Source organism: Pseudomonas sp. GV105, assembly GCF_003058185.1.
In the GTDB taxonomy this organism is placed as follows: Bacteria; Pseudomonadota; Gammaproteobacteria; order Pseudomonadales; family Pseudomonadaceae; genus Aquipseudomonas; species Aquipseudomonas veronii.
In genome coordinates, this window is record NZ_QBUF01000006.1 from 137,134 (window position 1) to 157,640 (window position 20,507).

Below are 20,507 nucleotides of genomic sequence, written 5' to 3' on the forward strand. Positions count from 1 at the left end.
AAAAGGGGCAAGGCGGCAGAGTAAGGGGCTGTGCTGTGCGGAAAAACAGGCTAAGGTTCCGAACTTAGCGGACGTATGTGTCCGTAATCAGTCGAGACGTGATCATGGACAGCTTGAGCAGCCTGTCGGTATTTGTGCAGGTGGCGGAGACGCGCAGCTTCACCGTCGCCGGTCGCGTGCTGGGGGTATCGTCGTCGGCCGTGGGCAAAAGTATCGCGCGCATGGAAGAGCGCCTGGGCGTCAGGCTGTTTCACCGCAGCACGCGCAGTATCACCCTGACCAGCGAAGGCTCGCTGTTTCTTGAGCGTTCGCGGCGCATTCTGGCCGAGGTCGAGGCGGCCGAGCAGGAATTGACGGACGCCAGCGCCACGCCGCGCGGCAAGTTGCGCGTCAGCCTGCCGCAGGTGCGCGGCTTATTGATGCCGGTGCTCAGCGACTTTATGCGCGCCTACCCGGATATCGAATTGGATGTGGATTTTTCCGACCGCATGGTGGACGTGATCGAGGAAGGTTTCGATGCGGTGATTCGCACAGGCAAGCCCGAAGATTCGCGCTTGATGGCGCGGCATCTGGGCTATTACCAGTTGGTGCTTGTGGGCACGCCGGGCTACTTCGCTCAACACGGCACCCCGCAGCAACCGCAGGATCTCAACGATCACGCGTGCCTGCGGCACAAATTCTGCGCCACCGGCAAGCTGGAAAACTGGCCGTTGCGTCACCTGCCGGGCGCCGCCGAGCCGACCTTGCGTACACCGCTGGTCAGTACCACCATTGAGTCCCTCAACCATGTGGTACACGAGGGATTGGGCATCGCCTGTCTGCCCGACTACATGGTCAACGAGGCCGTGGGGCAGGGGCGCTTGCTACGGGTGTTGGATGATTATCTCGAACACCGTGGCAGTTTCTGGATATTGTGGCCGTCAAGTCGTCATGCATCTGCCAAGTTGCGCGTGTTTATTGACCATATGTGCGCCGGGCTTTTCCCTGCAGGCACCGCTGTGTAGGCTTGTGACGTTTTATCGACAGGAATGCGCGCGCCAAGGCCTCGTTCTGTTGCACAATACCGCCCAGACCGTTTTCCTCAGGATTTTCAATGTCGACATCATTTCACTTGCGTAGCCTCGGGTTGGCGCTGGTGTTGGCGGGCGCCACGGGCTGCTCGTCACCCAAGACCGCTGTTTACGAGCACGAGAATTTCGACGACTCCGGTACGTTCTCCCGTAATTACCCGGTCAGTGACATCGCCGCGTGCGAGGCCGCACGCCGTGCCTTGCTGAGCCAGGGCTACATCATCACCAGCAGCGATCCGAAGCTGGTGGTGGGTAACAAGAGTTTCCAGCAGACCGGCGAAACTCACATGCAGATCAGCTTCAATGTGGTGTGTGCCAATGATGGCAAAGGTAAAAGCCACTCGACGATGTTTGCCAACGCCCTGCAGGATCGTTATGCGCTGAAGAAGGTCAACAACTCCGCCAGCCTGGGTGTGGGTGTGCTGGGCTCGGTGTCGATGCCGATCGGCTCCACCGACGACTCGATGGTGAAGGTGGCGAGTGAGACTGTCTCGGCGCCGAAGTTCTACGAGCGCTATTTCGCACTGGTGGATGTGTTCCTGCCCCAAGAGGTGAAGAAGACCGAACATATTCCCGAACAGCCCAAGGCTGAACTGGGGGTGCCGGAACCCAAAGTTGCCCCGGCAGCGGAGAAGGTGCCAGCGCCGAAGGAAGAACCTGTAGCGCCGGCCGTCTCGACGCCGGTTACACCGGCACCGGAGCCTGCGCCGATCGTCCCGCAGGCAGAACCGAGCCCTGCGCCGGCACCGGCACCTGCGCCAACCACGCCGGACCTGCCGCCGCCGACAGAGGCGATTCCGCCCCTGCCGACGCCCGCGCAGTAAGTCAGACCGCTACGGGATTGGTCTTGTCGACATTGATCCCGTAGCGACTGATCGCTTCACTGATTTTCTCGCGACCTATCAGCCCGTCATCGGCCAGCGCCTTCAGTGCCGCCAGCACAATGAAATGCCGGTCCACCTCGAAGAACTCGCGCAAGGCCTCCCGAGTATCCGACTGCCCGAAGCCGTCCGTGCCCAGCGCTACAAAGCGTCGGTTCGGCACAAAGGGGCGGATCTGGTCGGCGAACAGCTTCATGTAGTCAGTGGCCACCAGCACCGGACCCGTATGCCCGGCCAAGCATTGCTCCACGTAACTCAAGCGCGGCTCGTGTTCCGGGTGCAACAGGTTCCAGCGTTCGGCTTCATGCCCGTCACGGCGCAGCTCGGTCAGGCTGGGCGCACTCCATACGCTGCTGTGTACGGCGAAATCCTTGTCGAGCAACGCTGCTGCGGCGATCACTTCCCGCAGGATCGAACCGCTGCCCATCAATTGCACCTGTGCCTGCTGGTGTGTGCTCAGCGGATACAAGCCCTTGAGAATGCCTTCTTCCACGCCTTCGGGCATTGCCGGGTGCGGGTAGTTCTCGTTGAGCAGGGTGATGTAGTAGTAAATGTCCTCCTGCTCGACATACATGCGCCGCATGCCTTCGCGAATGATCGCCGCCAGTTCGTAGGCAAAAGTCGGGTCATACGATACACAGCACGGAATCACCGACGCCAGGATATGGCTATGCCCATCGTCGTGCTGCAAGCCTTCGCCCATCAGGGTGGTGCGCCCGGCCGTGGCACCCAGCAGGAAGCCGCGTGCCCGGGCATCGCCTGCCGCCCAGGCCAGGTCGCCGACGCGCTGGAAGCCGAACATCGAGTAGAAGATGTAGAAGGGCACGGTCATCAGAGCATGGTTGCTGTAGGACGTACTCGCCGCGATCCAGGAGGCAATCGCACCGGACTCATTCAGACCTTCCTGCATGATCTGTCCGTCCTTGCTCTCTTTGTAGTAGCTCAGTTGCCCGGCGTCTTGTGGGGTGTAGAGCTGGCCGACGGCGGAGTGAATGCCGATCTGACGGAACAGGCTTTCCATGCCGAAGGTGCGTGATTCGTCCGGCACGATGGGCACGATCAGCTTGCCCAGGTGCGGGTCCTTGAGCAGTGTGCCGAGGATCCGCACAAAGGCCATGGTGGTAGAGATGGCGCGCTCGCCGGTGTCTTTGAGCTGGGTCGCGAAAGCGCTCAGTTCAGGAATCTGCAGCGATTCGACGGCGCTGTGGCGCGCCGGTACGTAGCCACCCAACGCCTGGCGCCGGGCGGCGAAGTAGCGCGCCTCTTCGCTGTCGGCAGCCGGCTTGAGGTAAGGAATTTCAGCCAACTGCTCGTCGGGGACTTCCAGGCCGAAGCGATCACGGAACGCTCTGACGGCGTCGGCGCCCATTTTTTTCAGCTGATGGTTGATGTTCTGGCCTTCGCCGGCTTCGCCCATGCCGAAGCCCTTGACGGTTTTCGCCAGGATCACCGTGGGTTGGCCTGAATGACTCATGGCGGCAGCATAGGCGTTATAGACCTTGTCCGGGTCATGACCGCCGCGTGAGAGTTTCCAGATGTCCTCGTCTGAGAGGTCCGCAACCAATGCCAGTAACGCCGGGTATTTGCCGAAGAAATGTTCGCGCACGTAGGCGCCGTCCTGGGATTTGTAGTTCTGATAATCACCGTCCACGCACTCCATCATGCGTTGGCGCAGCAGCCCGCTCTGGTCTTTTTCCAGCAGCGCATCCCAGCCGCCGCCCCAGATTACCTTGATCACATTCCAGCCGGCCGCGCGGTAGAGGCTTTCGAATTCCTGGATCACCTTGGCATTGCCGCGTACTGGGCCGTCCAGGCGCTGCAGGTTGCAGTTGACCACGAAGATCAGGTTGTCGAGTTTTTCACGCCCGGCCAGGGAAATGGCGGCCAGGGATTCCGGCTGGTCCATTTCGCCATCACCAAGGAACGCCCAGACCTTGCGGCCCTGGTGCTGCTTGAGCGCACGCAACTCCAGGTAGCGCATAAAGCGCGCCTGGTAGGCGGCGGTGATCGGTCCGAGCCCCATGGACACGGTGGGGAATTGCCAAAAATCCGGCATCAGCCGTGGGTGCGGGTAGGACGACAAGCCTGCACCGCCCGTTTCGCGGCGGAAGTTGTCGAGCTGAGCCTCGCTGATGCGGCCTTCGAGATACGCGCGGCCGTAGATGCCGGGGGAGGAGTGGCCCTGGATGTAGACCAGATCGCCATCGAAGGTGTCGGTGCGCCCACGGAAAAAGTGGTCGAAGCCGACGTCATACAGCACGGCGGCCGACGCGTAGGTGGCGATATGCCCACCGACGCCGGAGTGTTTACCGGCGCGCAGCACCATGGCCATGGCGTTCCAGCGGATAAACGCACTGGTGCGGCGTTCGAGGGCCAGGTTGCCAGGGTAGGGCAACTGGCGGTCCAGCGGGATCGTGTTGATGTAGGGCGTGGTTACCCGCCCGTAGACGTCACCATGTTGCGCCACGTCGAAATCCAGCAACTGGTCGATCAGGTAGTGGGCACGCGGGCGGCCTTCGGTGGACAGCACCGATTCGATGGCTTCCAGCCATTCGCGGGTTTCCTGTGGGTCGTCGTCCAGTCTTACTGCGGTATTCGGGGTCATGTGAGGCTCCAGGGTCGGCGAATATCAAGCAGCGTGCTCCTAGTGGGAGCGGCGCGCATATAGTTGCAATTGCAACTACATGTCTGAATCTAGCGCGGGATGAGCTACTATTGCAACCTTCTTGAAATTCCCCGGATGGTGTTGCATGTCGTCGAAAGAGCCTGATGTCTGGTTCCGTTTTGTCAGGGCCCACAGGACGGTCATCCGTGAAATCGAGCGGCGCCTGGCTGCGGCCGACCTGCCGCCCTACGCCTGGTACGACGCATTGTGGGGCCTGGAAAGCGGCCCCGAAGGTACTCGGCGCATGCATGAATTGGCCGATGTGCTGGCCATCGAGCGCTATAACCTGACGCGCCTGGTGGACCGCCTGGAAAAAGACGGCCTGGTGGTGCGCTCCCGTTCCGACGGCGACGGCCGTGCCGCGTTTGCCACGATCACCGAGGCCGGCCGGGTGTTGCGCAAAAAGATGTGGGGCATCTACGAAAGCACGGTAGATGAGCTGTTCCTGTCGCAGATCGCACCGGAGCAGCGTCAGGGGTTTGCCGAAGCCCTGGAACGTACTGCCGGGTTGGCGATGGAGGCTGGTGTGCAGGTCCGTAGCCGGCGCAAATCCTGAGACACGACGATTCAACGTGGAAGATGACTGGGTCCCCAAAGCAGACGGCTGTCGACTGACCCGCCGCTGTCGGGAGCAAGCCCCTTGCGCCGTTGTTCGCATTCCGGCTCATTGCAGTGAGTAGCGCTTCATCGCCCGTTCGACCTGCTGTGCAGCGATGAGCCCGTCCTTCGCCAGGGCGCTCAATGCAGACACCGCAATCCAATAACGACTGGGCGCCGATGCCTGTACCGAGCCCGCGCCCAGCCCCACGAACCGCGCATCCACGTAAGCCGCCAACGGGTCGACAATCGGCTGTGCATAGCCGGTCACTGCAATCACCGGCGCGGCATTCCCGGCCAGGCACTCGCGCAAGTGGCTGCTGCGTCTGGGGGCGGTGGGGTGCAGGCGATTCCAGCGTTCGGCGGCCGCGGCCTCTCGGACCAGCCGCGTGTAGCTGGGGCAACTCCACAGCTGCGCGGTGATATTCCAGTCCTCTGCCAACAAGCGTTTGGCCTGCACGACCTCTTCAAGCGCCCGACCTGCGCCGAGCAAGCGCACGTCCCCTGGGGCATCGCGCTGGAGCGGATACATACCCTTGAGCGCATCTTCACGGTCCTGCTCGGTCAACGGTACTGCGTTGTCGTCGTCATGCAGCGCCAGGTAGTAAAACCCGGGCTTGCCGTCGATATACAAGGTGCGCAGTCCCGCCAGCACAATCGCCCGGACTTCCTCACCCGTGGCAGGATCGTAGGGTGTGCAATGCGGATTGCTCGCCAGCCACAGCGGGAGAGAAGGCTGTGCGCCCTTGGGCCAGGCCGAGGGTTGGGTTTCGATGTCGTTGCACAGGATGCCGCGCTGCGCCGTCTCGGCCGACAAGGCACACAGTTGTGCCGACGACACCGCGCTGTGCAGGTACAGCAACGGTTTTTCCGCAGTTTTGCGCGCAAACCAGACGGGCCAACTGCCCACGCGCCGGGAACGGGACTGGCCGCGAATCACCCAGGCCTGCCGGCTGGCTTCCAGGGTGTTGGCCATGCTCATGACGGTGTGCAATGGCGAACTTCGTGTATGTCCGGCCTGGTTCAACGCATCACAGCAAAGCTGTGCGGCGTGCGCGGTGGTGGCAATCATCGGTCTGACTCCTCGGCAAGGGAGGCTTACCCTAAGGGAAATCGACTTATAATTGCAATTGCAATGGTTGCAATTGTTTTTCGATGGCCCAGTGCTAAATCCGCACAACGCTGCTACGTTTAATCTGAAGGTGCAGGAACGTCATGACACCGACATTTTTCCGTCATCACGGCACATTAGGCTGGCTGTGCAGGTCATTTACCTGCGGCTGCTTTCAACTCAAAAAGGAGTTCACCATGGACGATTACCAAGAAGAACTGCTGGAGTACCAGGCCTTTGAATGGGACCCTTTGGACCCTGCCGACGACGCTACTGAGCTGTAAGACCGGCTTCAGGCGGATTGCCGCTGACTGCGGCGAAATTCCCCTGGGGTCTGGTTGTTCCATCGCCTGAACGCCCGTTGAAAGGCCTGGGCCGAGGCAAAACCGAGCAAGTAGGCGATCTCGCCGAATGCCAGTTCCGTATCGCGGATATAGGTCATGGCCAGGTCGCGGCGGGTATCGTTGAGGATCGCCCGGAACTGAGTGCCTTCATCGGCCAGTTTGCGGCGCAGGGTCCAGGTCGGCAGCTTCAAGCGCGCCGCCACTTCTTCCAGGTCGGGTTCCCGGCCGCCATTGAGCATCGGCCCGAGCAAGCGGGTAATGCGCTCGCGCAGGCTGCGGGTGCGGGTCAACTGCTCCAACTCCCTTTCACACAGTTGTAACAGCAGTTGCCAGGTACTCGGGCAATGCTCCGGGTTGCGCAGCGCCAGGGTTGTCTGGCTCAGGCGCAGTTGATTGGCCTCGGCGCCGAAGTGGACCGGGCTGTCACCCAGCACGCTGTATTGTTCGCTGTAGTCCGGTGCTTCGAATTCGATCTCGATGCGCTGCGCCTGCACCGGCTGCTGGGCCAGGCTCGACAGTTGGTGCAGCCAGCCGGCGATGATCGAGTCGACCACAAAGCGGTTATAGGCGTTATACGGGCTGATGGAGTAGAAACGCAGCCACGCGCCTTCGGCGTCTTCATGAAAGCTCGACTGCCCGCGATAGTTGGAGCCGTACAGCGCTTCAAAGCGCGTGAGGGTGCGGGCCGCTTCGCGCACGTTGGGCGCCTGGGCGGCCGTGACGCCGGCCAGGCCGGCCTGGCTCAAGCGGCTCGACTGGCCCATGCGCAGGCCGAGGCTCGGATCGCCGGTCAGTTGAATGGCGGCATGGCCCAGGCGCATGTAACGCGGGATCGACAAGCGCGCGCCGGCTTCGGCGAGCCGTACCGGGTCCAGGCCGTATTGCAGCAACAGCGGTTGCGGGTCCAGGCCGTGGCTGCTGATGGCGTCGGCCAGGGTGTGCACGAAGCCCACCGACAGATCCCCCAGGCGTACCGGCTTCACGGCGTTACAGCCAGATATTCAGCAAGCGCGCGCCACGGGCGTCGCCGTCGGCGAACACCTGGCCGTTGCTGCTGAGGAAGCTCTGGCCGGCGCTGCCCAGGTCCCAGAACTGCCCGCGCAGAAACACGCTCATGCCCGCAATGGCCTGGCTGATGGGCGGCTGGCTGATCAAGGTCAGGCGCCGCCAGGCTTCGCCTTCGCTGAGTTCTTCGGGTTTGAGGCTGATTTCCGCGGGCGTCGACACGCTTTTGAAGCCGCGCCAAGGGCGGCCCCAGGTGTCGCGGCCGATAACAAACGCGGGGACGGCGATCAACCTTGCACCTTGCTCATTGAGCTTGCGGTAGTTGTCCGGGTACCAGCTGTCGCTGCCGATCAGGATGCCCAGGCGTCCGGCCGGGGTGTCGACCACGCTGACGGTGTTTTCATCCCCGGGCGCAATGAAGCCGCGCTCGTCGTAGATCGGGTAGAGCTGACGCTGCGGCTGGCCCAGGGGCAGGCCATCGGCCGCAAATACCAGGCTGGCGTTGTACAGCGCGCCATGCCCGACCTGCAGTTGCCCCTCGCTCACGCTGGGGTTGGGCAACGCGATGGAACCGGCCACCAGGGTCACGCCAAACTCCTTGGCCAGGCCGCCGAACAGCACTTGGTAGTCCCGCGCCATTGCCGGGGCTTTCATGCGCAAGTATGCGTCGTCCATGCGGTTGTCGCCGGTGGCGCTGATCCAGGCGCGCATGAACTGCAGCGGGTTGCTGATCGACAGCCAGTTCATCGCATCTTTCAGGTGGGTCGCCTGATACAGCTCGTTTTTTTCGCCGCGGAGCATCAGCCAGGTGCCGATATGTTCCGGCAGCACCACGATGGTTTTTTCATTGATCAGCCCCTGGTTTCGCGCCGTTTGCAGGTAGGCCGCGAGCTTCAGGTGCAGGCGTTCCAGGCTCTGGTAGTCGCCAGGGAACAGTTCCGGCTGAATGCCCAGCAGGTTGCCGCGATCGGCAGGCTGGCCTTCGTTGACGGCCAGGGTGATGCGCAGGTCGGACAGGTAATGCGCCACGGGGCGTTCCTGGGTCCAGACCAGATAGGCGGCGACGGCGGCAACCAGCGCCAGGGTGACGGTAAAAGCGAGAAGTTTACGCATGGGGGAACAGACAACAGACCGAGTGCAGGGTTCGCGACTAGGGTAGGGCCCGCGGCTCGGCTTGCCAAGGGGCGCTGTGCATTTGGATCAATAACTTGTCAGTTTCGGTCATTGAGTGCTAGCCGAACGCCTCTTAGTCTGTGGGACATAAACCGATGGCAAGCCGTAAGAGCGTGCCACGTCCCGTGATGATCCGTTGTGGAGCTTGACCATGACCGCTGCTGCGTACCCGCACCTGCTGGCCCCGTTGGACCTGGGTTTTACCACCTTGCGCAACCGTACCCTGATGGGCTCGATGCACACGGGGCTGGAAGAAAAACCGGGCGGTTTCGAACGCATGGCGGCCTACTTCGCCGAGCGCGCCCGTGGCGGCGTGGGCCTGATGGTCACCGGCGGCATTGGCCCGAACGATGAAGGTGGGGTGTATTCCGGCGCGGCCAAGCTGACCACCGACGAAGAGGCGCAGAAGCACAAGATCGTGACCCGCGCCGTACACGAAGCCGGCGGCAAGATCTGCATGCAGATCCTCCACGCCGGCCGTTATGCCTACAGCCCCAAGCAGGTGGCACCGAGCGCGATCCAGGCGCCGATCAACCCGTTCAAGCCCAAGGAACTGGACGAAGCGGGCATCGAGAAACAGATCCAGGATTTCGTCACCTGCTCGCTGCTGGCGCAGTCCGCCGAATACGACGGCGTGGAAATCATGGGTTCCGAAGGCTACTTCATCAACCAGTTCCTCGCCGCCCACACCAACCACCGTACCGACCGTTGGGGCGGCAGCTACGAAAACCGCATGCGTTTGGCGGTGGAGATCGTGCGCCGGGTGCGCGAAGCGGTCGGCCCGAACTTCATCATTATCTTCCGCCTGTCGATGCTCGATCTGGTGGAAGGCGGCAGCAGTTGGGAAGAAATCGTGCAACTGGCCAAGGCCATCGAGCAGGCCGGTGCGAGCATCATCAACACCGGGATCGGTTGGCACGAAGCGCGCATTCCGACCATCGCCACCAAGGTGCCGCGGGGCGCGTTCAGTAAAGTCACCGCCAAATTGCGCGGCGCGGTGCAGATCCCGCTGATCACCACCAACCGCATCAACACCCCGGAGATTGCCGAGCAGATCCTCGCCGCAGGCGATGCCGATATGGTCTCGATGGCGCGGCCGTTCCTCGCCGACCCGGAGTTCGTCAACAAGGCCGCGGCCGGTCGTGCCGATGAAATCAACACCTGCATCGGCTGCAACCAGGCCTGCCTCGACCACACCTTCGGCGGCAAGTTGACCACCTGCCTGGTCAACCCGCGCGCGTGCTACGAGACCGAGCTCAACTACCTGCCGGTCAAACAGATCAAGAAAATCGCCGTGGTCGGCGCCGGTCCCGCGGGCCTGGCCGCTGCCACGGTGGCGGCCGAACGCGGCCATCAGGTGACGTTGTTCGATTCGGCCAGCGAGATCGGTGGCCAGTTCAACATCGCCAAGCGCGTGCCGGGCAAGGAAGAGTTTTTCGAGACCCTGCGTTATTTCAACCGCAAATTGCAGACCACCCATGTGGAGGTGTGCCTCAACACCCGCGTCGACGTCGCGCAACTGACGGCAGGCGGGTACGACGAGATCATCCTCGCCACCGGTATCGCCCCACGCACGCCGGCAATTGCGGGCATCGATAACCCGAAGGTGCTGAGCTACCTCGACGTGATCCTCGAGCGCAAACCCGTGGGCAAGCGCGTCGCGGTGATCGGTGCCGGCGGTATCGGCTTCGACGTGTCGGAATTCCTCGTGCATCAGGGCGTGTCCACCAGCCTGGACCGCGACGCGTTCTGGAAAGAGTGGGGCATCGACACGCAGTTGCAAGCGCGTGGCGGCGTCGCCGGGATCAAGCCGCAACCGCACCCGCCGGCGCGCGAGGTGTTCCTGCTGCAGCGCAAGGCTTCCAAGGTTGGCGACGGGCTGGGCAAGACCACCGGCTGGATTCACCGCACCGGGTTGAAGAACAAGCAGGTGCAGATGCTCAACAGCGTCGAGTACCTGAAGATCGACGACGCGGGCCTGCATATCCGCATCGGCGCCGAGGGCGAGCCGCAGTTGTTGGCGGTGGACAACATTGTGATCTGCGCTGGCCAGGACCCGTTGCGCGAATTGCAGGACGGCCTGGTCGCAGCGGGCCAGAACGTGCACCTGATCGGCGGTGCCGACGTCGCCGCCGAACTCGACGCCAAGCGCGCCATCAACCAGGGCTCGCGCCTGGCAGCTGAGTTGTAAAACGCCGAGAAGGGGCAGTGTTAGACTACTGCCCCTTTTTCATACGGACTTGCGCCGATGGGCCCTTTCGACTGGCTCCCCCATGCGCCCCTGGAACCGCTGCCGCTGGATTGGCTGAACGGGGTCGAATTGGCCGTGCTGCGCCTGGACCGCATCGACCCGCTGATCAGCGGCAACAAGTGGTTCAAGCTCAGCGAACACCTGGCCCTGGCGCAACAGGCCGGTGCCGACGGGATCATCAGCCTCGGCGGGGCGTACTCCAACCACCTGCATGCGCTGGCGGCGGCCGGCAAGCGTTTTGATTTTCCCACCGTCGGCCTGTTGCGCGGCCATCCCCAAGACACACCCACCGTTCTCGATCTGAAAGCCTTCGGCATGCAGTTGCATTGGCTGGGCTATGGCGGCTACCGCGCGCGGCATGAACCCGGTTTCTGGCAGCCGTGGCACGAACATTATCCCCATCTCTACCCGGTGCCCGAAGGCGGCGGGGGCATCGCCGGGGCGTTGGGTTGCGGCGTATTGGTCGAGCAGGCGCGTGCGCAATTGAGCAACGTGGGGTGGGACGATTACGACGCATGGTGGCTGGCGGCAGGCACCGGCACGACTGTGGCCGGGCTGGCGTTGGCCGAGGCGGGGGGACATCCGGTGTACGGTGCAATGGCGGTGCCGGACGATCACGGCGTGGCGCAGAACGTGCGCGCCATCGTGCAGGACGGCTTTGCGTTGTTGGACGCCAGCCGGGGCGGCTTCGCCAAGGTCGACCCGTGGTTGCTCGACTTTATCGAGACCACGCAACGGGCCTGCGGCCTGCCGCTAGAGCCGCTTTACAGCGGCAAGGCGCTGCTGGCATTGAAGCAACAGGTCGAAGCCGGACGCTTCCCTCCCGGCACGCGTCTGATCTTCGTCCACACCGGCGGCTTGCAAGGCCGCCGAGGGTTGGCTGCCTAACGCTTGGGCAGCATGCGCAACACAGTGTTATCGCGGATGAAGTAGTGGTGGTACAGACCCGCCACGGCATGCAGGCCGATCAACCAATAACCGATGGAGCCGCCCAGCTCGTGCCACTCTTTGATCTGCTTGGACAAGTCCTTGTTTTCGCCGATCAGGGGCGGTAACTCGATCCCATAGAACATCACGGAATGCCCTTGGGCGCTGACGATCAGCCAGCCGGCGATCGGCATACCGATCATGAAGGCATACAGTGCAAAGTGCATCAGGGTCGCCAGCAGGCTCTGCCATTGCGGCGGTGCCGGTACGATTTTCGGTGCGACCCCCAGCGAGCGGGCAAACAGGCGCAGCCAGACCAGCACAAACACGGTCAGGCCGAACATGAAGTGCATTTCCACGATCAGCGCTCGCCCGCCACTGCCTTTGGGGAAGATCCCGCGAAACTCAATACAGGCGTAGACCACCGCCAGCAGCACCACCATCAACCAGTGCAACGCAATCGACATGGTGCTGTAACGTGAATCGGAATTTTTCCACGGCATCGCTTGATTCCTCACTCATCAGGGCAAACCTCCGTTCTTTGGCGACGAAGTCCTTTTACTGTAAGCCTGTTTTGCAGGGTTTGCTCGGCGCGAATGCCGTTGAGTTGACCTCGATCAGTGGCTTTGCGGCATTTCACCGCGGGCCAGGCGCTGGTTGATGTCGGCGATCACCGCTGGCAGGTCGCTGATGGTGTCGATCATGTAGTGCGGGCGCGAACCTTCGAACATCGCTTCGATACGCGTGCGCTCATGGGCCAGGCCGGCGCTGTCCAGGGCGCGGAACTGCGCGTAGGTCAGGCCCAGGGCGTTGCCGGAACAGGTCAGCGCCACGGTCCACATCCCGGCGCGACGGCCTTCGAGAATGCCCGGTACGGTGTCGTCGACCTTGACGCATGCCGCCACATCGTCAACGCCCAGGGCGATCACGTTGGCCAGGGCCTGCGCCGGCCATGGGCGGCCGTTGGGCACTTCGTCGGTGGCGACCACATGGTCGGCGACGTAGCCGTTGGTGGCGGCCAGCGCGACGACCTTGTCCATCACTTGCTTGGGATAGCCGGAACAGGAACCGATCTTGAGCCCTTGCGCACGCAGCACAGCGATGCAGTCGAGGGCGCCGGGGATCAGCGCCGAGTGCTCGGCGATCTTTTCGATCTGCAGCGGCATGAAGCGCTGGTAGATCGCGGTCACGTCCTCGTCGCTGGGCATGCGGCCGAACGCCTGGCGGTAACGCTCGGCGACCTGCGGCTGGTTGCACAGGGTGCGGATATGGTCCCATTTGCCCATGCCCATCGGGCCACGGGCTTCTTCGATGGAGACCTGGACGCCGAACTCGGCGAAGGCTTCGACAAAAATCTGCGTCGGCGCGAACGAGCCGAAGTCGACCACGGTGCCGGCCCAGTCGAGGATGACAGCCTGCAGGGTATCGGGGTGTTGATAGTTCATGGTTCAGATCCTGGGGGTAAAAAGGGCAATCAGATGTCCAGCACTTGCATCGCGTGCAGCGCCTGCGCAATGGCCGCGACCGCCGCGCGCATCTCGGCCGCATCGACGTGGCCGATGCAGCCCACGCGAAAGGTGTCCACCTCGGTCAATTTGCCGGGGTACAGAATGAAACCCTTGGCCTTGACCCGTTCGTAGAACGCCTTGAACTGGTAGCGCGGGTCTGTCGGCGCATGGAAGGTGACGATGATCGGTGCCTGGATCGCCGCCGGCAGGAAGCTGCGCAGGCCCAGTTCGGCCATGCCGTCCAGCAGCACCTGGCAATTGTTGGCATAGCGTCGCTGGCGCGCGGGCAGGCCGCCGTCTTCGTGGTATTGCAGCAGCGCTTCGTGCAGCGCGGCGACCACGTGGGTCGGCGGGGTGAAGCGCCACTGGCCGGTCCTGGCCATGTACTCGTGCTGCTCGAACAGGTCCAGCGCCAGGGAGTGGCAGTTGCCTTGGGCGGCGCCCAGCGCGTGTTTTTCAGCGAAGACAAAGCCCATGCCCGGCACGCCTTCCAGGCACTTGCCCGAGGCGGCGATGAGGGCGTCGAACGGTACTTCGCGGGCATCGATCGGCAGCGCGCCGAAGGAACTCATCGCGTCGACGATCAGGCGCTTGCCATGCTCTTTGACCGCCTGGGCGATCTGCGGCAGCGGGTTGAGCAGGCCGGTACTGGTTTCGCAATGGATCAACGCGACGTGAGTGATGGCCGGGTCGGCGTGCAGCAGGCGGTCGACGTCGGCGGCGCTGCAGGGTTCGTCTTCGGCGGTTTCAAAGGTGCTGAAATCGCGGCCGAGCACTTCGCAGATCTTCGCCAGGCGCTTGCCATAGGCGCCGTTGATCAGCACCAGCACCTTGCCGTTGCGTGGCACCAGGGTGCCGATGGCCGCTTCGACGGCGAAGGTGCCGCTGCCTTGCAACGGCACGCAATGGTGAGTGGCGGCGCCGTTGAGGATCGCCAGCAGTTGCGAGCAGACGCTGGCGGTCAGTTGATTGAAGCGCTCATCCCATGAACCCCAGTCCACCAGCATTGCCTGGCGGGTGCGGGCAGAGGTGGTCAGGGGGCCTGGGGTCAGCAGGATCGGCGCGGCGCTGCTCATTTCAAGTCCTCGCAAAGTGTTCGGGGTGGACGTTACGGCGCCTAAATTGCAGTTTGGCTTGTCATCAATCAAATTGTTTGTTGTTATGCGAGCTATCAGTCAGGCCGATAGAAAGGTCACTCAACATGAATTTGTTCCAACTGCGCGCATTCGACGCAGTGGCCCGCGAGGGCAGCTTTACCCGCGCGGCGGCGCGGTTGTTCATCAGCCAGCCGGCGGTGACCGGGCACATCAAGGCCCTTGAAGAGCACTACCAGATCCCCTTGTTGCGCCGCACTGCGCGGCGCGTCGAGTTGACCGAAGAGGGGACACGCCTGGCAGCGATCACCCGGGCGATCTTTGGCCTGGTGGACGAAGCCCAGGCCCTGCTGGAGGCCAATCGGCAGTTGCTCAGCGGGCGCCTCGAAGTGGCGGCCGATGGCCCGCACCTGGTGATGCCGATGATCGCCAGCCTGCGCGCGCGCTACCCAGGGATCACCGTGAACCTGCGCCTGGGCAATGCCCAGGAAACCCTGGCAGCGCTGCTGTCCGAGCATGCGGATGTGGCGGTGCTCACCGAAGTCGAACCACGCAACGGCCTGCACTTGCAGGCGCTGGGCGAATCGCGGATCTGCGCGTTGGTGCCGGCCAGCCACCCGTGGGCGACGCTGGCCCAGGGCATTCAGTTGGAGCAATTGCACGAGGTGATCATGGTGCTGCGCGAGCCGGGCTCCATTACCCGGCGCACCTTCGATCACGCCTGCCTCGGCGCCGGGGTGCAGCCGAAAGTGCTGCTGGAGCTGGACAGCCGTGAAGCGGTGACCGAAGCCGTTGCCGCCGAGTTGGGGGTTGGCGTGGTGTCCTCGATGGAGGTCAGCCCGGACCCGCGCGTGTGTGCGCTGCCGATCCACGGGCAGGGGCTGCTCAACCGACACATGTTGGGGTGCATGGAGCGCCGTCGGTCGCTGCGTTTGATTCAGGCGTTTTTCGAGCTGGCGCCGTGAAGGTTTTTTGGTGGAACGTTGCGTTTTTGCCCTATAAACTCTGCCCCCAAAGCGCCGGCCAGTAGACGTCTCGGCGCGATGGATGAGGAAGAGAGCAAGTCATGGGCGCACAGTGGAAAGTCAAACATAAAGAAGCGGCAGCCAATGCCAAGGGCAAGATCTTCGGCAAACTGGTGAAAGAGATCACCATCGCTGCCCGTAACGGTGCCGACACCGCAACCAACGCCCACTTGCGTCTGGTGGTGGAGCAGGCCAAAAAAGCCTCGATGCCCAAGGAAACCCTGGACCGCGCCATCAAGAAAGGCGCCGGTCTGCTCGGGGAAACCGTGCAGTACCACCGCGTGACCTACGAAGGGTTCGCCCCGCATCAGGTGCCGCTGATCGTTGAGTGCGTGACCGACAACATCAACCGCACCGTGGCGGAAATCCGCGTGGCGTTCCGCAAGGGCCAACTGGGCGCTTCCGGCTCCGTGGCCTGGGACTTCAACCACGTCGGCCTGATCGAAGCCGCGCCGGACAGCCCGGACGCCGATCCTGAAATGGCGGCCATTGAAGCCGGCGCCCAGGATTTCGAAGAGGGCGAAGAAGAGGGCACCACCCTGTTCATCACCGAAACCACCGACCTCGACGCCGTGCAGAAAGCGCTGCCGGAGCAGGGTTTTACCGTGCTGTCGGCCAAACTGGGCTATATCGCGAAGAACCCGGTGACGGGGTTGACCGACGAGCAGATGGCTGAAGTCGAAGCCTTCCTCGAAGGCCTGGACAACCATGACGACGTGCAGGATATGTTCGTCGGCCTGGCCGGCTGATCCATGCCTGAATAAACGCGCTCAAAACTGTGGGAGGGGGCTTGCTCCCGATAGCGGTGTGTCAGTCAACGATGATGTTGAATGGGCCACAGCCATCGGGAGCAAGCCCCTTCCCACATTGGGTTCAGTGCTGTGGAATAGATTGCAGTAGCGCTTCGACTTCCTCGAAGCCCGGCCGCGCCAGCACTTCGGGCTGACAGCAGCGCGCCTGCAAGCTTTCCAGGATCTGGCGTGTGGTGTCGCTCAAGCCTACGTCGATCCGCTGCAACAACTCCCCGAGCAACACTCCGAACGCACGCACTTCAATGCGTTGCAGTGCCCGGGTTTCCAGGGTGTCGGCGGTGGCATGGAACGACGCCGCGCCGAAATCCCCGAGCAAGCAGTCGCCCGCCGCGTTCCACAGGATATTGTGGCCGTACAGGTCGCCATGGGTGATGCCATGGCGGTGCAGGTGCGCGCCCACCGAGGCGATGCCGCGAGCCATGCGCAATGCCACCGCGAGGCTGAAGCGGGTAGCCGGTTCGTAGATGTCGCGGGTGCAGGACGCCAGGCTCGGCAGGGCGGCGAGGTTGCGGTAGCTCGGCTCGATCAGGTCCATCACCAGCGCGGCCTGGTCGTCGGGGTGGCCAACCACGCGGCCTTCCACCTTGATCAGGTTGGGGTGCAACCCGGCGGCAATGCATGCCTGCATTTCGTGCAGCGGTGAGCCGTCGCTGGTGATGCTGCCTTTGTACAGCTTGACCGCCACCGGCTTGGCCGAGGGCTGCCAGAGCGCCTTGCGGATCACCCCGGAGGCGCCTTCCCCGAGCACCTCGGCCAGTTCCAGCGTCGACCATGGAATGTCGGGCGTCGCATCGTCGGCGGCCACGTCCGCCGCCATTTCCACCGGGTTGCCGGCATAGGCCAGCCAGGTCAGGCTGGGCAGCGCCAGGAGCCAATCGGGCAGGCCGGTGAGGCGGTTGGAGGCGATGCGGATCAGCTCCAGGTTGTGACAATTGGCCAGGCTTGGCGGCAGGTGCGCCAGGTGGTTGCCGGCCAGCATCAGTTTTTGCAGCAGCGGCCGCTCGCCCAATTCGTCGGGCAGTTGGCTGATGCAGTTATCGGTGAGGATCAACCAGCGCAACAGCGGCGGCAACGCGGCGGCCGGCACGTGGCGGATGCGGTTGGCCTTGAAGCCGATCATGCTCAGCTTTGCGCATTGGCCCAGGCAGGCCGGCAGTTCGGTAAAGGCGTTGTCCGAGCAGAACAACACACGCAGGTGCGGCAGGCGATGCAGGTCGTCGGGCAGGCTGCTCAGGGCGTTGCCGCTGAGGTTGAGGATTTCCAGGGAGTCGGCCAGTTCGAAGATTTCCCGGGGGAATTCGGTCAGCCCACAGGACAGGTCCAGGCGCTGGATGCCGGCCAATTGGCCGGCCTTGAGTTGGGCGAGGGTATTCATGAACGGCGCGGTCACTCGGCAAGGGGGCGTAAAAAGGCGCTCATGATACCGGGTCGGGCGTGTGTTGCGGGCGGACCGCCTGCAATTGGTTCAGGCGACTGGCGGTGCGCGCCAGATCGATGGCCTGGCCGCTCAAGGCCTGCTCCAGCGGGTGCGCGCCGATCAGGATCAGCTGTTTATCCTGGTCGTAGAGCACGTCCACCAGGTTGATAAAGCGCTGTTGCACGGCGATCGGGCAGTCTGCCAGGTGCGGCAGCCCGTCGATGATCCACTCGTCGAAGTCCTGGCACAGCAGCAGGTAATCCATCACCGCCGTGAGTTGTTCGCAGAGGTCATGGAAGGTGAAGGCGATGCGCCGTGCCTGCTGGCTGCGGCAGCGCAACTGGCGGTTGCCGACCGTCAGCACCTGCGCCGGGCAATCCGTGGCCGGCAGCCCGAGCGCGGTTCGCTGCGCCGGTGTCCCCGGCCACACGTACCGACCGCTGCTGAAGCGCTGTTCGGCATGGGCCTGGGGCAGGCTGCGGAAGTCCTTGGGCGAGCTGACTTCCAGCACGTCCATGCGCGCCGCGATCAGGTCGATCACCGGCTTGAATCGCTCGTGGTACAGCGGGTTGGGCAACAGCCCTTGCGGCGGATAATTGGACGTCACCAGCACCAGGACGCGACGTTGGAACAACGCCTGGAACAGGCGGTTGATCAGCATCGCATCGCCGATATCGTGGACATGGAATTCGTCGAAACACAGCACGCGGCAGCCGTCCAGCAGCGCATCCAGGGTCACCGCCAGTGCGTCGTGGTGCTGACGGTGGGCGAACATGCCCCGGTGCAGGCGGGCGAAAAAATCATGGAAATGCACGCGTTGTTTTTCGGCGATCGGCAATGCCTGGAAAAACCCGTCCAGCAGCCAACTTTTGCCGCGCCCCACCGGCCCGTGCAAATACAGGCTGCGGGTGGGCTGGCCGGCGAGCAGGTGGTGGGTCTCGCGCGCCATCGCCGCAATCGCCCGGGCCTGTGCGGCGCTGAGGGTATAGCCGTGCTGCTCGGCCTTGGTCTGAAAGAAGGTGGGGATGGGTGAGTCGTCGTGGGTGGGGTGTTTTTTACCGAGCAAACGACGGATCAGGGAACGCGGCGCCAAGGGGAGTCACTCTGTGTGCGGTGGTCGCTCACTTTAGGGCGACAATCGGGATTTGACCAATAGCGAAGCGCGCCGCCAGCCATCTCGAAAACGCATGGCCTTTACGGGGCGTGGGCTTCAGAACTGCAGCAGCGGCGTGGTCGGCAGCCCCTGCGGGCTGACCATTGCGTAGTTGTACCCGCCGCCGGACCAGTACTCGGCGAGCAAACCATCGGCACTGCGGCTGCCGCGGGGCAGGAAGTTATTTTCCGGACCCGGCGGGCGGATGTAGAAACTGATGTGCCGGCCTTGCCGATCCTCGTACAGCACCATCGCCGCCGCGCCTTGTTCGGTGCTGAGCAAGCGCCCGCTGACGGCGGTGAAACCCGCCTGGCTCAAGTCGGGTAGACGCTGGGCCTGGTTGAAATAGCGGTCGAGCCAGGTTTGCATCGTGGCGTTGCCCCGGGCGTGATAGTCGGCGGGCAGCACACCGTCCTGGGCAAACAGGCGGTAAGCCTGCATGGCATCGGCCATGGGCAGCATGGGCGGTTGCGTGGCTTCGCGCGCCTGCCAGCCACCCAGGCCGCCGAGGCTGACCGCCATCAGCAACACCGCCGCCGTGGCGAAATGGCGGCGCGACTGCTGCTTGATGCGCTGGCGGATCAGCGCCGGGTCCAGGGCCGGGTTGGCCGGCTGCTGCAACGCGCCACTCAAGGCGGCGCGCAATACGTGCGCGTCCTGCTGCCAGGCATGCACCTGGGAGGCGACCTCGGGGTGGGCGGCCAAGTAGGTTTCCAGCACGCGTCGATCGCTCTCCGGCAGTTGCTGGTCGACGTAGGCATGCAAATCGCGTTCGCTGGGGGGCAGGCTGATCATTTGAGTATCCGCAGGGAAGGGCTGGTCATTTCGCCATCGCTGAGTTGACGCAGGGCTTGGCGCGCCCTGGACAGACGCGACATCACAGTGCCGATGGGCACGTCGAGAATCTGCGCGACTTCCTTGTAGCTCAAGCCTTCGACCGACACCCACAACAGCAGGGCGCGCTGTTCGCTGTTGAGCCGGTCGAAGGCTTGCAGGGTCGACTGGGCGATTACCGTGCGCTCGACCGACGGCTGCACATCGTCGCGGCCGGTGAAGAACTCGAGCATGCGCGCATAGCGCCGGGTGCGCCGATGGGCATCGAGGAACTGCCGGTAGAGGATCGAGAACAGCCAGGCGCGCAGGTCGCCGTCGACGGTTTTGTCGGCCCAGCGGGTGATCGCCCGTTCCAGGGTCGATTGCACCAGGTCGTCGGCGCTGCTGGCGTTACGGCTCAGGGACAGGGCAAAGCGCCGCAGCCTGGGGATGAGTTCACGTAACTGTTCGTCGAGTTCATGCATGGGGAGTCGAGTCTAACCGGTTGTGTGCAGGTAGACGCTGCTCCCTGTAGGTTATTCCACTCGCGATGAAAAGAAACTTTACGCGTGTCGGTGAGAAGTTTCTGTAAAGCCTGAGCGCCTGTAATCGCAGGCTCGTACCTCAATCCACCCTCGTACCTGCCAGCCATTTTTCGGCA

Annotated in this window: 19 protein-coding genes; 8 read left to right on the plus strand and 11 right to left on the minus strand. The window is 63.3% G+C overall.

Annotation, left to right across the window (positions count from 1 at the left end):
• Nucleotides 1-104 precede the first annotated feature (104 nt).
• Together C8K66_RS13325 and C8K66_RS13330 are read left to right on the plus strand one after the other, a co-directional pair.
• The gene (locus tag C8K66_RS13325; RefSeq protein WP_046382850.1) at nucleotides 105-1,004 is read left to right on the plus strand and encodes a LysR family transcriptional regulator; all 900 of its coding nucleotides are present in this window, start codon (nucleotides 105-107) and stop codon (nucleotides 1,002-1,004) included.
• Between the two features lie 89 nt (nucleotides 1,005-1,093).
• Nucleotides 1,094-1,894: a DUF2242 domain-containing protein gene (locus C8K66_RS13330; RefSeq protein ID WP_057004463.1), complete on the plus strand. Its 801-nt coding sequence runs from the start codon at nucleotides 1,094-1,096 to the stop codon at nucleotides 1,892-1,894.
• A 1-nt stretch (nucleotide 1,895) separates the two neighbouring features.
• On the opposite strand, the gene aceE is transcribed toward C8K66_RS13330, so the two are convergent.
• Entirely contained in the window at nucleotides 1,896-4,556 is a 2,661-nt protein-coding gene (gene aceE, locus C8K66_RS13335) for a pyruvate dehydrogenase (acetyl-transferring), homodimeric type (protein ID WP_108525048.1), read from the minus strand.
• A gap of 145 nt (nucleotides 4,557-4,701) precedes the next feature.
• On the opposite strand from aceE, the gene C8K66_RS13340 reads away from it, so the two are divergent.
• A complete protein-coding gene (locus C8K66_RS13340; protein ID WP_108525050.1) occupies nucleotides 4,702-5,172 on the plus strand; it encodes a MarR family winged helix-turn-helix transcriptional regulator in 471 nt (156 codons plus the stop codon).
• A 108-nt stretch (nucleotides 5,173-5,280) separates the two neighbouring features.
• Here the strand turns inward: C8K66_RS13340 and C8K66_RS13345 are convergent, their stop codons facing one another.
• Nucleotides 5,281-6,285: a pyruvate dehydrogenase gene (locus tag C8K66_RS13345; RefSeq protein ID WP_108525052.1), complete on the minus strand. Its 1,005-nt coding sequence runs from the start codon at nucleotides 6,283-6,285 to the stop codon at nucleotides 5,281-5,283.
• A gap of 143 nt (nucleotides 6,286-6,428) precedes the next feature.
• On the opposite strand from C8K66_RS13345, the gene C8K66_RS30595 reads away from it, so the two are divergent.
• The gene (locus C8K66_RS30595; protein WP_126585751.1) at nucleotides 6,429-6,608 is read left to right on the plus strand and encodes a hypothetical protein; all 180 of its coding nucleotides are present in this window, start codon (nucleotides 6,429-6,431) and stop codon (nucleotides 6,606-6,608) included.
• Between the two features lie 8 nt (nucleotides 6,609-6,616).
• Here C8K66_RS30595 and C8K66_RS13350 read toward each other — a convergent pair whose 3' ends face one another.
• Both C8K66_RS13350 and C8K66_RS13355 read right to left on the minus strand, forming a co-directional pair.
• Nucleotides 6,617-7,651 carry an AraC family transcriptional regulator gene (locus C8K66_RS13350; protein ID WP_057004460.1) on the minus strand — a complete coding sequence of 345 codons (1,035 nt, stop codon included), beginning with the start codon at nucleotides 7,649-7,651 and terminating at the stop codon, nucleotides 6,617-6,619.
• A 4-nt stretch (nucleotides 7,652-7,655) separates the two neighbouring features.
• Nucleotides 7,656-8,786, minus strand: a complete 1,131-nt coding sequence (locus tag C8K66_RS13355) for a carbon-nitrogen hydrolase family protein (protein ID WP_046382855.1) — start codon at nucleotides 8,784-8,786, stop codon at nucleotides 7,656-7,658.
• Nucleotides 8,787-8,997: 211 nt separating this feature from the next.
• Here C8K66_RS13355 and C8K66_RS13360 point away from each other — a divergent pair, with 211 nt between their 5' ends.
• Entirely contained in the window at nucleotides 8,998-11,037 is a 2,040-nt protein-coding gene (locus C8K66_RS13360; protein ID WP_017848135.1) for an NADPH-dependent 2,4-dienoyl-CoA reductase, read from the plus strand.
• Between the two features lie 57 nt (nucleotides 11,038-11,094).
• Nucleotides 11,095-11,985, plus strand: coding sequence for a 1-aminocyclopropane-1-carboxylate deaminase/D-cysteine desulfhydrase (locus C8K66_RS13365; RefSeq protein ID WP_108525054.1), 891 nt, complete (start codon nucleotides 11,095-11,097; stop codon nucleotides 11,983-11,985).
• Here the strand turns inward: C8K66_RS13365 and C8K66_RS13370 are convergent.
• The 3 genes from C8K66_RS13370 to C8K66_RS13380 form a co-directional block, all read right to left on the minus strand.
• On the minus strand, nucleotides 11,982-12,527 hold the full coding sequence (locus C8K66_RS13370) for a cytochrome b (protein WP_046382858.1): 546 nt from the start codon (nucleotides 12,525-12,527) through the stop codon (nucleotides 11,982-11,984). The genes C8K66_RS13365 and C8K66_RS13370 overlap by 4 nt on opposite strands.
• Nucleotides 12,528-12,641: 114 nt before the next feature.
• A complete protein-coding gene (gene phnX, locus C8K66_RS13375) occupies nucleotides 12,642-13,469 on the minus strand; it encodes a phosphonoacetaldehyde hydrolase (protein WP_079444226.1) in 828 nt (275 codons plus the stop codon).
• Nucleotides 13,470-13,498: 29 nt separating this feature from the next.
• Entirely contained in the window at nucleotides 13,499-14,608 is a 1,110-nt protein-coding gene (locus C8K66_RS13380; protein ID WP_108525056.1) for a 2-aminoethylphosphonate--pyruvate transaminase, read from the minus strand.
• Between the two features lie 125 nt (nucleotides 14,609-14,733).
• Here C8K66_RS13380 and C8K66_RS13385 point away from each other — a divergent pair, with 125 nt between their 5' ends.
• Both C8K66_RS13385 and C8K66_RS13390 read left to right on the plus strand, forming a co-directional pair.
• Nucleotides 14,734-15,591 (plus strand): LysR substrate-binding domain-containing protein, encoded by an 858-nt coding sequence (locus C8K66_RS13385; protein WP_046382861.1) that lies wholly within the window; start codon nucleotides 14,734-14,736, stop codon nucleotides 15,589-15,591.
• A gap of 101 nt (nucleotides 15,592-15,692) precedes the next feature.
• Nucleotides 15,693-16,400 carry a YebC/PmpR family DNA-binding transcriptional regulator gene (locus C8K66_RS13390; RefSeq protein WP_017848129.1) on the plus strand — a complete coding sequence of 236 codons (708 nt, stop codon included), beginning with the start codon at nucleotides 15,693-15,695 and terminating at the stop codon, nucleotides 16,398-16,400.
• A 124-nt stretch (nucleotides 16,401-16,524) separates the two neighbouring features.
• On the opposite strand, the gene C8K66_RS13395 is transcribed toward C8K66_RS13390, so the two are convergent.
• The 4 genes from C8K66_RS13395 to C8K66_RS13410 all read right to left on the minus strand — a co-directional run bounded on the left by C8K66_RS13395 (nucleotide 16,525) and on the right by C8K66_RS13410 (nucleotide 20,331).
• The gene (locus C8K66_RS13395) at nucleotides 16,525-17,838 is read right to left on the minus strand and encodes a leucine-rich repeat-containing protein kinase family protein (RefSeq protein WP_108525179.1); all 1,314 of its coding nucleotides are present in this window, start codon (nucleotides 17,836-17,838) and stop codon (nucleotides 16,525-16,527) included.
• Nucleotides 17,839-17,878: 40 nt separating this feature from the next.
• Complete coding sequence (zapE, locus tag C8K66_RS13400) at nucleotides 17,879-18,973, minus strand: cell division protein ZapE (RefSeq protein ID WP_108525058.1); 1,095 nt, start codon at nucleotides 18,971-18,973, stop codon at nucleotides 17,879-17,881.
• Between the two features lie 117 nt (nucleotides 18,974-19,090).
• Nucleotides 19,091-19,828 (minus strand): anti-sigma factor, encoded by a 738-nt coding sequence (locus C8K66_RS13405; RefSeq protein WP_108525059.1) that lies wholly within the window; start codon nucleotides 19,826-19,828, stop codon nucleotides 19,091-19,093.
• Nucleotides 19,825-20,331: a sigma-70 family RNA polymerase sigma factor gene (locus tag C8K66_RS13410; RefSeq protein ID WP_046382864.1), complete on the minus strand. Its 507-nt coding sequence runs from the start codon at nucleotides 20,329-20,331 to the stop codon at nucleotides 19,825-19,827. The genes C8K66_RS13405 and C8K66_RS13410 overlap by 4 nt, the downstream gene beginning before the upstream one ends.
• Between the last annotated feature and the right edge of the window lie 176 nt (nucleotides 20,332-20,507).

What these genes read in the sequence shown, in the direction of transcription:
- C8K66_RS13390 (WP_017848129.1), top strand. Translation starts at nt 15,693, where the DNA reads ATGGGCGCACAGTGGAAAGTCAAACATAAAGAAGCGGCAGCCAATGCC.
- C8K66_RS13405 (WP_108525059.1), bottom strand. Translation starts at nt 19,828, where the DNA reads ATGATCAGCCTGCCCCCCAGCGAACGCGATTTGCATGCCTACGTCGAC.
- C8K66_RS13325 (WP_046382850.1), top strand. Translation starts at nt 105, where the DNA reads ATGGACAGCTTGAGCAGCCTGTCGGTATTTGTGCAGGTGGCGGAGACG.
- C8K66_RS13345 (WP_108525052.1), bottom strand. Translation starts at nt 6,285, where the DNA reads ATGATTGCCACCACCGCGCACGCCGCACAGCTTTGCTGTGATGCGTTG.
- C8K66_RS13410 (WP_046382864.1), bottom strand. Translation starts at nt 20,331, where the DNA reads ATGCATGAACTCGACGAACAGTTACGTGAACTCATCCCCAGGCTGCGG.
- C8K66_RS13355 (WP_046382855.1), bottom strand. Translation starts at nt 8,786, where the DNA reads ATGCGTAAACTTCTCGCTTTTACCGTCACCCTGGCGCTGGTTGCCGCC.
- aceE (WP_108525048.1), bottom strand. Translation starts at nt 4,556, where the DNA reads ATGACCCCGAATACCGCAGTAAGACTGGACGACGACCCACAGGAAACC.
- C8K66_RS30595 (WP_126585751.1), top strand. Translation starts at nt 6,429, where the DNA reads ATGACACCGACATTTTTCCGTCATCACGGCACATTAGGCTGGCTGTGC.
- C8K66_RS13360 (WP_017848135.1), top strand. Translation starts at nt 8,998, where the DNA reads ATGACCGCTGCTGCGTACCCGCACCTGCTGGCCCCGTTGGACCTGGGT.
- C8K66_RS13330 (WP_057004463.1), top strand. Translation starts at nt 1,094, where the DNA reads ATGTCGACATCATTTCACTTGCGTAGCCTCGGGTTGGCGCTGGTGTTG.
- C8K66_RS13370 (WP_046382858.1), bottom strand. Translation starts at nt 12,527, where the DNA reads ATGCCGTGGAAAAATTCCGATTCACGTTACAGCACCATGTCGATTGCG.
- C8K66_RS13365 (WP_108525054.1), top strand. Translation starts at nt 11,095, where the DNA reads ATGGGCCCTTTCGACTGGCTCCCCCATGCGCCCCTGGAACCGCTGCCG.
- C8K66_RS13380 (WP_108525056.1), bottom strand. Translation starts at nt 14,608, where the DNA reads ATGAGCAGCGCCGCGCCGATCCTGCTGACCCCAGGCCCCCTGACCACC.
- C8K66_RS13385 (WP_046382861.1), top strand. Translation starts at nt 14,734, where the DNA reads ATGAATTTGTTCCAACTGCGCGCATTCGACGCAGTGGCCCGCGAGGGC.
- C8K66_RS13340 (WP_108525050.1), top strand. Translation starts at nt 4,702, where the DNA reads ATGTCGTCGAAAGAGCCTGATGTCTGGTTCCGTTTTGTCAGGGCCCAC.
- phnX (WP_079444226.1), bottom strand. Translation starts at nt 13,469, where the DNA reads ATGAACTATCAACACCCCGATACCCTGCAGGCTGTCATCCTCGACTGG.
- C8K66_RS13395 (WP_108525179.1), bottom strand. Translation starts at nt 17,838, where the DNA reads ATGAATACCCTCGCCCAACTCAAGGCCGGCCAATTGGCCGGCATCCAG.